Below are 11452 nucleotides of genomic sequence, written 5' to 3' on the forward strand. Positions count from 1 at the left end.
GTCGCTACGGTTTGTGGTGTGACTTACCGTTCTGGCGCGAACCCCTCGGGTTCGAGCGTTCCCGGGACACGACCGCCCGGACGGAGTGCGTTGCCCAGCTCCGGTCGTCTCGGTCTGCTGGACAAGGGCGCCGCCGACGACCTGGCCGGATTGGGTTGGAACGACAGTGCTTCGGTAGATGTTCTGTGGTCGCTGTCGCGCGCACCCGACGCCGACCTCGCTTTGAGGACGCTGACCCGCCTGCGGGCGACTGTCGGCGACGAGTGGCCGGCGCTCGACGAGGCGATCCGCAGCAACAAGGGTTTCCGTGGTCGCCTGTTCGCGCTGATCGGGTCGTCGGACGCGCTCGCCGATCATCTGGTCGCCGAACCCGACAGCTGGCACCTCCTACTCGCCGACGAACTGCCGGACCGGGCCGAGGTGGACCGCCTGATGCTCGCTGCGGTTGACGCGACACCCGAGCCCGGGGAGATCGAGAAGGGCAACCGGGTCTACCGGGCGGGGTTCGCCGGGCCGAAGTCGGTGGTCGCGTTGCGGCTCGCCTATCGCAATCTCGTGATGCAACTCGCGGCGCACGACGTGGCGTCCACCGTCGAGGATCTGCCGGTGATGTGGTTCCCCGAAGTGGGCGCCTACCTGGCCGATCTGGCCGACGCGGCGCTGACCGCCGCACTGGCGGTGGCCTACCGCGAGGTGTACGGCGACAAGCCGATCGGCGTGCGGCTGGCCGTGATCGCCATGGGCAAATGCGGTGCGCGTGAACTGAACTACGTCAGCGACGTGGACGTCATCTTCGTCAGTGACCCCGCCGACGGCACGGCCGCCCGGATCGCGGGCGAGATGATGCGCGTCGGCTCGCTGGCCTTCTTCGAGGTCGACGCTGCACTTCGACCGGAGGGCAAGGCCGGTGCCCTCACCAGGACCCTCGACTCCCACGTCGCCTACTACAACCGGTGGGCCAAGACCTGGGAATTCCAGGCGCTGTTGAAGTCCCGCGCGATGACCGGCGACATGGAACTCGCCAACGACTACATCGCCGCGGTCAAACCGATGGTGTGGCGGGCGGCCGACCGAGAGGACTTCGTGCCCGAGGTGCAGGCGATGCGGCGGCGCGTCGAGTCCCTCGTCCCGGAGGATCTGCGCGCCCGCAACCTCAAGCTGGGCAGCGGCAGCCTTCGCGACGTCGAATTCGCGGTCCAGCTGCTGCAGATGGTGCACGGACGAGTCGACGAGGACCTGCGGGTGATGGCGACCGTCGACGCGCTCGCCGCGCTCACCTCGGGTGGTTATGTCGGGCGCGACGACGGCGCGAATCTCAGTGCGTCGTACCAATTCTTACGGCTGCTCGAGCATCGGCTGCAGTTGCAGAAGATGTCGCGCACCCACCTCCTGCCGGAGTTCGACGACGACGAGAACATGCGCTGGCTCGCGCGCGCCGCCCACATTCGACGCGAAGGTGACCTCGACGCGACCGGCGTGCTGCGCGAGCAGATCCGGCATCAGAGTCTCCGGGTGCGCCGACTCCACGAAAAGCTGTTCTACCGACCGCTGTTGGAAGCCGTCACCCAGTTCAAGACCGAGGAACTGACACTGTCGGACGCGTCGGCCGAGCGGCGCCTCGCGGCCTTGGGCTACGCGAAGCCCGACCGCGCGATGAGTCACATCCGGGCCCTGTCCAACGCGCCCGGCCGCCGCGGTCAGATCCAGCTCCTGATCCTGCCGCAGCTGCTCGAAACAATCAGCCGGACACCCGATCCCGACGCCGGTCTGCTCAATTACCGGCGACTGTGCGACGTCATGGACGATGCCGACTGGTTTCTCCGTCTCCTGCGCGACGACGGGGTGGTGGCCCAGCGGCTGATGAAGGTGCTCGGGACATCGGAGTTCATCGCGAACATGCTGATGCGTTCGCCCGAGGTGATCCACCTGTACTCGGACGGACCCGACGGACCCAAGCTGTGCGAGGTTCGGCCACAGGACGTGGCCAAGGGACTCATCGCCTCGACGGTGCGTCAGCCCGACCTGAAACGTTCTGTGGCGGCGGCACGTTCGCACCGGCGGGCCGAGTTGGTGCGGGTCGCGTCGGCGGACGTGCTGGGTCTGATGGATGTCCCGGCCGTGTGTGCCGCGTTGTCGAGTGTGTGGGCGGCCGTGCTCAACGCGGCACTCACGGTGGTCATCAACGACTCCGAGAAGCAACGCGGGGAACCCGCACCGGCCCGGATCGCAGTCATCGGGATGGGCCGCCTCGGTGGTGGCGAACTGGGCTACGGATCGGACGCCGACGTCCTGTTCGTCTGCCAGCCCAACCCCGGTGCCGACGAAGCCGCGGCCGTGCGATGGTCGCAGACGATCGCCGAGCACGTCCGGACGATGCTGGGTTCGCCCAGCGACGACCCGCCGCTCGAGGTCGACACCGGACTGCGGCCGGAAGGTCGCAACGGTCCGGTCGTTCGCACCCTGGCGGCGTATGCGGCCTACTACGACCAGTGGGCGCAGCCATGGGAGATCCAGGCGCTGCTGCGTGCGCATCAGGTGGCCGGCGACGACGATCTCGGCGTCGACTTCCTGCACATGGCCGATCGCATTCGCTATCCCGCCGGCGGGGTGTCGAGCGCGGCGGTCAAGGAGATTCGCCGCATCAAGGCGCGCGTCGACGCCGAGCGGCTGCCGCGCGGTGCCGACCCGGCGACGCACACCAAACTCGGTCGCGGCGGCCTCGCTGACATCGAGTGGACCGTCCAACTCCTGCAACTGCGGTATGCGCACCGCTACCGCACGCTGCACAACACCTCGACGTTGCAGTCGCTGGACGCGATCGGCGGTGCAGAACTGCTGGCCGAGACCGACGTCGCGCTGCTGAAGAACGCGTGGATCACCGCGACCAAGGCACGTAACGCGCTGGTCCTGGTGCGGGGCAAACCCGTCGACCAATTGCCGGGACCGGGGCGAGCGTTGCGGCAGATCGCGTATGCGGCCGGGTGGCCGCAAGACCAGGCCGCAGAGTTCCTGGAGAACTACCTACGCGTCACCCGCCGCGCAAAGGCCGTGGTGCTCAGGGTTTTCGGGGCTTGATGCGCAAGTACATCGCCGCGGCCCTGCTGGTGGTCGGCTGGGTGTTGCTCGCCGTGGTCTGCGTCGCGGTCTGGTTGCACTACTACCCGGTGCGCAGCGGGTTCACCATCCGGATGACCAGCCGCGTGCCGTTGGCGGTGGTGCCGGCGGCCGGTGCACTACTCATCTTCGTACTGCTGCGGCGCTGGTTCATGCTCGGGTTCGCGGTGATCGCGACGGTCGCCCTGGTCTGGACCCAGTTGCCCCTGTGGATCGGGGAGAATCCGCCGCCGGGCGAACGGTTCACCGTGGTGACCGCGAATCTGCGTCTGGGACAGGCGGATCTCGACACGCTGGCCGATCTGGTGGAGCGGTCCGACGCCGATCTGTTGTCGATGCAGGAGGTGACGCCGGAGGCGCTCGTGCGGATTCGCACGAGTTCGATCGCGCGGGAACTGCCGCACGAGTTCGCGATTCCGGTGCCGCAGTCGGGCGGAACCGCGCTGTTCAGCAAGCGGCCGCTCGTCGATCCCGCGCCGGTTCCGAACACCGCCGACCGAAACCTCAGCGCGCGGACCGACCTTCCCGGTGCTCCCGGTGCGCGGGTGCTGGCAATCCACCCGAGGGCTCCGCTCGGCGGTCAGATCGACAGTTGGCAGCGTGACCTCTCGACGATCGGGGCCTATTTGCGGGCCCTGCCCGACGAGCGGGTGGTCGCGGCCGGCGATTTCAACTCGACGTGGGACAGCCCGCGGTTCCGTGACCTGCTCACCGACGGATACGCGGATTCCGTGGAACAGGTCGGTGGCGGCTTCCTACCGACGTTCCCGGCCAATCGCGGACTGCACCCGTGGATCACCCTCGATCATGTGGTGACGCGCGGTTTCGCTGCGGCGAGTGTGAACACCTACGACATCCCGGGTTCCGATCATCGTGCCGTGGTGGTATCACTGGTGGCATCATGACGACTTCGCCGGACACCGCATCCCCTGTTGCCGACAGCCGGCCCATCTCGGCGCGGCTGCGTGCGGCCACCGCCGTCGCACACGAGCGCGCCGAGAGCGCGACCTTTGTCGACGACCTGATGTCCGGCCGCCTCGACGCCGGCCAGTACACCAGCCTTGCCGCGCAGCTGTACTTCGTCTACCGCGCCCTCGAACAGGTCGGTGACGACTTGTCCGACGACCCGGTGGCGGCGGCGGTGCTCGACGACAAGCTGCGTCGGCTGCCACGGCTGCACGCCGATCTCGTGTCGCTCGGGATCGATCCGGCCGGCATCACGCCACTGCCGGCGGTCGCCCGGTACGTCGAGGCGATCGAGGCCACGCGCGACGACGCGGCGCGCTACGTCGCCCACCACTACACCCGCTACCTCGGCGACCTGTCCGGCGGTCAGGTCGTCGCGCATCGCATGCGTCAGCACTACGGCCTCGACGACACAGCGCTGTCGTTCTACGCCTTCGATGGCATCGACAAACTCAAGCGCTACAAGGACTCCTACCGCGACCGGCTCGACGCGTTGCCGCTCGACGACGCCGCCGTCGAGCGCCTCGTGGAGGAAGCGATCTCCGCCTTCGGTCACAACCAGGCGATGTTCGGCGACCTCGACCACGACCGCGCCGCCTGAGTCTCCCCGCGCCCGCCACTACGCTGCCTGAGCCCCCTCCGCTGGAGGGGGGCTTTCGGTTTCACGCTCAGCCGGCGGTCTGCTCCTTCTCCTCGCGGGCGTGCTTGACGCCGGCCTTCGCCAGCAGGAACGGCAGGAGCATGGTGGCGATCGCGGTGACCAGCCACACGATCACGGTGCCCGCGATCCAGGTCGACGCCCCGGTGATGTCGAGGCCGTCGCCGACGAAAGAGGCGATCAGCAGCGCGACGAACGTCGACACGAGTCCGACCCCGCCGACGAAGGCCTCCGCGTTGTTGCGCACGACCTTGAAGATGAACGGACCGAGGATGAGCTGTGCGGCCGAGAACACGACGACTGCGACCAGGAAGCCCGCGGCGTGGAGGTTGAAGTCATCGAGTACGGCCGACGCGACGAGCAGGCCTATCGCCGCCGAGACGAGGTAGACGACGGTGCGGATGATGAGTCGGATCATGCACTCATCGTAGGGGTTTGAGGCACGCCCTAGCGGCTGATCGCCACACCGCGTGACCGGGTCGTGTCAGTCGTCGAGCAGCGCGGAGAGTCCGTGGACGATCACCGACAGCCCGAAGTCCAGCTGCTCGGTGAAGAAGTCGGTCTCGTCGCCGCTTGTTCTATCGCCATCCGCCATGTCGGCGAGGGCTCCGGCGATCCCGGGGTGGGTGTCGGGGGTTGTCAGGGTGAGGAGCATCGACTCGTAGGACGGCCCGTCGGGGATCGTACCCAGCATGCCCATCTGGCTGGACTGCCGCACGTGCTGGCGGACGAACCCGTCGACGAGTAGCAGCGCGTTCATTTTCTGTTGGCCGCGCAGTGCAGTTCCGTCGAATGTCCGCACGCCGGTGTCGGTCCAGGACAAGGCATTCGGGCCCAAGGGTGGTCGGGGGAGCGGGATCGCGGCGAGCCAGGGACGTCGTCGCATCCGCTCGGTCACGGCATGCGCCCATGCGGTGATCCGGCCCTGCCAGGTCGCCTCGTCGAGAACGGCCCGGTCTGCGCGGCCGTATGCCTCGTCGACCATCACGTCGATGATGTCGTCCTTGCTCTCGACGTAGCGGTAGAGCGACATGGTGGTCATACCCAGCGACTGGGCAATCGCCTTCATGGACACCGATTCCCAGCCGCGTTCGTCGGCGATCGCAACGGCTGCGCGGCCGATCTCGCGGACGGACAGGGTTGGTCTGGGCCCGCGGCGCGGTGTGTCGTCGGCTCGGCCCCACAACGCCGCCAGGTACCGAGGTAGCGGGGGGTGTGTTTCTGACGGCGTGGGATCGGTCGGTCGGGGGCTCATGGGCGACATCCTACTTACTGCTTGCGGTGTAAACAGATAGGTTCTAGTATCTGCGTATTCAATAAACAGTCTATTACGCACGCAGATGAGGAGTCTGTCATGACCACACGTTCTCCCTGGTGGGGTCTCAGCGCCCTGTGTCTTCCGATGCTCATCGTGTCGATGGACGTCTCGGTGCTGTTCTTCGCGGTTCCCTACATCGCGGCCGACCTCGACCCCACGGCCGACCAGCAGCTCTGGATCTTCGACGTCTACGGATTCGTGCTGGCCGGTCTGTTGCTCACGATGGGGTCGGTGGCCGACCGCATCGGCCACCGAAAGTTACTGATGATCGGCGCCGCGGGATTCGGCGCAGCTTCGGCCCTGGCAGCCTTCGCGACGAGCGCGGAGATGCTGATCGGCGCCCGGGCCCTGCTGGCGATCGCCGGGGCAACCCTGATGCCCTCGACGCTGGCGATGATCCGACATCTCTTCGACGATCCTGACGAGCGCCGGAAGGCGATTGCCACGTGGAATGCGGTCCTCGCCGGTGGTGTCGCCTTCGGCCCGATCATCAGCGGCGTGCTGCTCGAACACTTCTGGTGGGGGTCGGTGTTTCTCATCAACATCCCCGTCATGACGTTGCTTCTCGTCGTGGCGCCGGCGTTGCTGCCCGGGCACACGGCCGTACCAGGCCGACGAGTCGACCTGGTGAGCGCTCTGCTGGCGCTGGCCGCAATCCTGCCGGTGGTCGATGCGATCAAATCGGTTGCCGCGCAGGGATGGTCGGCGTCTCGGCTGATCACGCTCGGTGTCGGCGTCGCGGTCGGCGCGGTATTCGTGTGGCGGCAGCGACGATTGGCGGATCCACTCGTCGACGTTGTTCTGTTGGGGGAGCGCCGGTTTGCGACATCGATGACCGTGAATCTCGTGTGTATGTTCGCGATGCTCGGGAACTCGATCCTGATGACCCAGTATCTGCAGTCGGTGCTCGGCTATTCGCCGTTGCGCGCGGCGTTGTGGAGCCTTGCACCCACGGTGGTGGTGGGCGCGACCGCCCCGTTGGCAGCGGTCGTCGCCAACCGGATCGGTCGTCCGGCCGTGATCGTCACCGGACTACTCGTTGGCGCGTCCGGTTTCGTGGTGCTCGCCGCCATGACGGGCACCGACACACTGCTGCCGGTACTGGCCGGCGCCACGTTGCTGGCTGCCGGAGTGGTCGCGGCAACGTCGATGATCGCCGACTACGTGGTGGGCGTTGCACCCGCCGAGCGGGCCGGCGCCACGTCGGGATTGCTGGAGACCACCAGCGAACTCGGCGGAGCACTCGGCATCGCGGTGCTCGGCAGCATCGTCAATGTGGTGTTCCGGATGGATATCGCCAGTCGGTTCGGGGATGGGGCGGCCGGGACGTTGGCCGGTGCGCTCGCGACCGCGCAACGCCTCCCGATCGAGCGCGCCGATGCGCTCGTCGACGCGGCTCGCAGCGCCTTCGTCGACGGGTTGAGTGCCGCCGCTTGGGCCGGCGCCGCCGTCCTCACGTTCACTGCGATGGTCGCGCTTTGGGGTCTGCGTTCATCGCGGGACCGCGTGCCGGAAAATGATGACGACCTCGCCGTCGGTGGCGACCGTAGCCGGGCGGCGGAGTTCCAGTGACACATCGAGCGCGCCGGCGGTTGTCTTGGTGACGACCGCCGGCGCGCTCGGTGACGTCTGTCAGACGACCTCGACCTTGGAGCCGCGGTGCAGGAGCACCTCGGTTGCGGCGTCGGCGGCGGCTACGAGTTCGACGAGGAACTGATCGTCGTCGCGGCGGGTGGTCGTGCGGACGACCCTGTCGGCACCATCGATGCTGATCCGGTCGCCGGGGGCTAGGTCTTCGACGTATCTCGTGCGGGTCATGTCAAATACGGTAAAACGCCTGGTTGTGAGTCGGCAGGGTATTAAGTCCATTTCGTGTTCGAGATCACGTTGTGACGTGCGTTTCGCCCATGCGGTGGTGTCGGATCCGCCGTCAACCCTGCACGTTGCGTGTGCATGTCGAGACGAGGACCTTCGGCGAGCCGCCCTTGACGTACGAGATGGCCGTGCTGATCGCGCCCTGTCGGGTGGGCGCCCAGCCCCAGCCCCAGTACGAGTTCTCCTGTGACTGTGCGAGTGCCCCGCATGCGTTGCGGAACTCGACGACGGTCGCGCAGGTCGACACGACGCAGTACTTGAGCGCAGCGATGTTCGCTTGACGTTGCGATGCGGCGTCGACGGCGTACCCCCAGTGGCCGGTGTCGCGCGAGATCGCGATGGCGCCGTAGTAGTTCACGGGAACCGGAGTCGTTGTGGTCGTCGTCGTTGTTGTGGTGGTTGTCGTTGTGGTGGTGGTGTCGGGCGACGTGGTCATGCTGGCCCGCGACGACGAGACCGCCGCGGCCGCATGTGTCGAGTTGTCGTCGTCGCTTCGATTCATCAGAATGCCCGCGACCACAGCGATGACGATGACGACCACGGTGGCGATGGCGATCCCGCCGACGATGAGCGCGGTCGATCCGCTCTTCTTGGGCGGCCCACCCTGGGGAGCGACCGGCCAGGCCGGTCCGCTGGGCGGCCACCCAGGTCCACTCGGTGGCTGGTTCGGCGGGCCGTACGCACCGTAGGGGTTTACGCCCGGGAACTGCTGTGTGTGATGCGGCGGATTCTGATGCTGCGGGTTTTGATGCTGTGGGTTCTGATGCTGTGGGTTCTGATGCTGGGCCGGGCGACCCTGATTCGGCGGAACACCACCCACGGGCCACTGCGCCGTCGGGTCGTAGGCACCGGGTGCACCGGGCTGTCGGCCGTGCGGATTGCGTGGGTCGTACGGGTTGGTCACCGGGTGAGTGTGCCACGTCGGGTTTCTCGGGCACATGTCGAGTGGCCCCGGCGAATCCCCCCGCAAATGACAAGTCCACCCGCCCGGCGGACCGGATGGGTGGACTTGTCAGAAGAGACGATCAGACGTCGCCTCGTCGGAGACGATCAGATGTCACCGTCGGAGACGATCAGATGTCACCGTCGGAGACGATCAGACGTCGCCTCGTCGGAGACGATCAGACGTCGTAGTACAGAGCGAACTCGTACGGGTGCGGACGGATCTGCACCGGCTCGATCTCGTTCTCACGCTTCAGCGCGATCCAGGTCTCGATGAGGTCCTCGGTGAACACGCCACCGGCGGTGAGGTATTCGTGGTCCTCTTCGAGCTTGTCGATGACCGCGGCGAGCGACGTCGGGGCCTGCGGGATGCCCTTGGCCTCCTCCGGCGGGAGCTCGTAGAGGTCCTTGTCGACGGGCTCGTGCGGCTCGATCTTGTTCTTGATGCCGTCGAGGCCGGCCATCATCATGGCCGCGAACGCGAGGTACGGGTTGCCCGAGCTGTCCGGGCAACGGAACTCGAGGCGCTTGGCCTTCGGGTTGTTGCCGGTGATCGGGATACGCACGCAGGCGGACCGGTTGCGCTGGCTGTAGACGAGGTTGATCGGGGCCTCGTAGCCGGGCACCAGGCGCTTGTAGGAGTTGATCGTCGGGTTGGTGAACGCCAGCAGCGACGGCGCGTGGTGCAGGATGCCGCCGATGTAGTAGCGCGCCAGATCCGACAGACCCGCGTAGCCGGCCTCGTCGTGGAACAGCGGCTTGCCGTCCTTCCACAGCGACTGGTGGGCGTGCATACCCGAGCCGTTGTCACCGAAGAGTGGCTTCGGCATGAAGGTGACGGTCTTACCGTTCTGGAAGGCGGTGTTCTTGATGATGTACTTGAACAGCAGCACATCGTCGGCTGCGTGGAGCAGCGTGTTGAACTTGTAGTTGATCTCCGCCTGGCCACCGGTGCCGACTTCGTGGTGGCCACGCTCGAGGATGAAGCCCGCGTTCTGCAGGTTGGTCGACATCTCGTCACGCAGATCCACGTAGTGGTCGTACGGTGCGACGGGGAAGTAGCCGCCCTTGGGGCGAACCTTGTAGCCGAGGTTCGGGCTGCCGTCCGGGTCGGTCGGGGACGCGGTGTTCCACCAGCCCGACTCCGACTCGATCTCGTAGAAGGTGCCGTTCATCTCGGAGCCGAAGGACACCGAGTCGAAGATGTAGAACTCGGCCTCGGCGCCGAAGAAGCAGGTGTCGGCGATTCCGGTGGAGGCGAGGTAGTCCTCGGCCTTGCGGGCCACGTTGCGCGGGTCACGGCTGTAGGCCTCGCGGGTGAACGGGTCGTGGACGAAGAAGCTGATGTTCATCGTCTTGGCCTTGCGGAAGGGATCGATCCGCGCGGTTGCCGGGTCGGGCAGCAGCATCATGTCCGACTCGTCGATCGACTGGAAGCCGCGGACGGACGAGCCGTCGAAGGCGAGCCCTTCTTCGAAGACGTCCTCGTTGAATGCCGACGCCGGGATCGAGAAGTGCTGCATGACACCGGGCAGATCGCAGAAACGGATGTCGACGTACTCGACACCTTCCTTCTTGATGCCCTCGAGTAGTTCTTCTTTACTGCTGTACACCGTGCGGTGACTCCTTCGTGATCGGGTGGTCAGTGGTGCTGACACGCCTCATCCGCCACCGAGACACAGCAGCGGATCTCAGCCTGAACCGTATGGAGGCGACGTTGCCCATGGGTCAAGGGAGTGTTTCTCCTGTGTTACGTGGACGGTCTGTTTGACGCACTACAACGCTAGCCGTCGTGCGGTCCAACCCTATGCCTTCCGATCCCCGCGTCCGGCGTGAACCTCGCTTTCGGAGCGGGATTACCATGGTGAACAGTTGGCGGTGAACAGTTGGCGAAGGAGATTGCAGTGGGACGGACCACCGGATCGTGGTTGTCGGGACCTCAGATCGGCCCCGCCGCCGGTGTCGACAACGAGTACCGCGGACAAGATCTCGGGCTGCCCGAAACGGGTCCCGGGTCATTGGCGAGCGGCTGGCCGCGCGTGGCGGCACTGCTCGTGGACTGGCTGTTGGCCGGCGGCATCTCGTTGCTGTTCGTGCGATTCGGCTCGCCCAACATGGGCACCGCGATCCTCGGCGTGTGGTTCGTGATCGGCGTACTCGCCGTGACGCTCTTCGGTTTCACCCCGGGCCAGTTCGCGATCGGACTGCGGGTGGCCCGTGTCGACCACGGACCGGAGCGCGCGTCGGCGGAGGCGGCCGGCGAGGCGCAGCCAGCGGCGGTCGGAATCATCCGGGCGGTCGCTCGACAGCTGCTCATCGTGTTCCTGGTGCCCGCACTCATCAACGACTACAACGGACGCGCCCTGCACGACCGGGCCACCGGCACCGCGATGGTGCGCACTCGCTGATCTGATCCGACGAGCACAGCTATTGTCCTCCTGAACTGCGGAAATCTGTGCGTGGGAGCCCTGCAGAGTGCACCTGTCGGGCTGGGGCGTACAGACATCCGACGGGTGGCGGCATCATCCCTTGGCCTGACCGGGTCGCCGCTGGAGTTGGCATCTGAAACGGTCGCCGTG

The 11452-nt window shown here is 66.6% G+C and carries 10 protein-coding genes; 5 read left to right on the plus strand and 5 right to left on the minus strand.

All coding sequences use genetic code 11. The features are described 5' to 3' along the window. The first annotated feature begins 18 nt into the window (after nucleotides 1–18). The 3 genes from MKW15_RS17745 to MKW15_RS17755 are packed head-to-tail and all read left to right on the plus strand — an operon-like array spanning nucleotide 19 to nucleotide 4681. Nucleotides 19–3075 (plus strand): bifunctional [glutamine synthetase] adenylyltransferase/[glutamine synthetase]-adenylyl-L-tyrosine phosphorylase, encoded by a 3057-nt coding sequence (locus MKW15_RS17745; protein ID WP_240860484.1) that lies wholly within the window; start codon nucleotides 19–21, stop codon nucleotides 3073–3075. Beyond that, a complete protein-coding gene (locus tag MKW15_RS17750; RefSeq protein ID WP_240860485.1) occupies nucleotides 3075–4019 on the plus strand; it encodes an endonuclease/exonuclease/phosphatase family protein in 945 nt (314 codons plus the stop codon). The genes MKW15_RS17745 and MKW15_RS17750 overlap by 1 nt, the downstream gene beginning before the upstream one ends. Further along, complete coding sequence (locus tag MKW15_RS17755; RefSeq protein ID WP_240860486.1) at nucleotides 4016–4681, plus strand: biliverdin-producing heme oxygenase; 666 nt, start codon at nucleotides 4016–4018, stop codon at nucleotides 4679–4681. The genes MKW15_RS17750 and MKW15_RS17755 overlap by 4 nt, the downstream gene beginning before the upstream one ends. Before the next feature lie 67 nt (nucleotides 4682–4748). Here the strand turns inward: MKW15_RS17755 and MKW15_RS17760 are convergent, their stop codons facing one another. Continuing rightward, on the minus strand, nucleotides 4749–5156 hold the full coding sequence (locus MKW15_RS17760) for a phage holin family protein (protein ID WP_240860487.1): 408 nt from the start codon (nucleotides 5154–5156) through the stop codon (nucleotides 4749–4751). Between the two features lie 66 nt (nucleotides 5157–5222). Further along, nucleotides 5223–5993, minus strand: a complete 771-nt coding sequence (locus tag MKW15_RS17765) for a TetR/AcrR family transcriptional regulator (RefSeq protein ID WP_240860488.1) — start codon at nucleotides 5991–5993, stop codon at nucleotides 5223–5225. Between the two features lie 99 nt (nucleotides 5994–6092). Between MKW15_RS17765 and MKW15_RS17770 the strand changes: the two genes are divergently transcribed. Then, entirely contained in the window at nucleotides 6093–7628 is a 1536-nt protein-coding gene (locus MKW15_RS17770; protein WP_240860490.1) for an MFS transporter, read from the plus strand. Nucleotides 7629–7688: 60 nt separating this feature from the next. On the opposite strand, the gene MKW15_RS17775 is transcribed toward MKW15_RS17770, so the two are convergent. The 3 genes from MKW15_RS17775 to glnA form a co-directional block, all read right to left on the minus strand. Next, nucleotides 7689–7874, minus strand: coding sequence for a hypothetical protein (locus MKW15_RS17775; protein WP_240860492.1), 186 nt, complete (start codon nucleotides 7872–7874; stop codon nucleotides 7689–7691). A 112-nt stretch (nucleotides 7875–7986) separates the two neighbouring features. After that, entirely contained in the window at nucleotides 7987–8835 is an 849-nt protein-coding gene (locus MKW15_RS24605; RefSeq protein WP_240860494.1) for a DUF4189 domain-containing protein, read from the minus strand. A 217-nt stretch (nucleotides 8836–9052) separates the two neighbouring features. Then, nucleotides 9053–10486 (minus strand): type I glutamate--ammonia ligase, encoded by a 1434-nt coding sequence (gene glnA, locus MKW15_RS17785; RefSeq protein WP_240860497.1) that lies wholly within the window; start codon nucleotides 10484–10486, stop codon nucleotides 9053–9055. A 291-nt stretch (nucleotides 10487–10777) separates the two neighbouring features. On the opposite strand from glnA, the gene MKW15_RS17790 reads away from it, so the two are divergent. Then, the gene (locus MKW15_RS17790; protein WP_240860499.1) at nucleotides 10778–11281 is read left to right on the plus strand and encodes an RDD family protein; all 504 of its coding nucleotides are present in this window, start codon (nucleotides 10778–10780) and stop codon (nucleotides 11279–11281) included. Nucleotides 11282–11452: the final 171 nt, after the last annotated feature.

The organism is Gordonia gummivorans (assembly GCF_022513585.1).
GTDB lineage: Bacteria > Actinomycetota > Actinomycetes > Mycobacteriales > Mycobacteriaceae > Gordonia.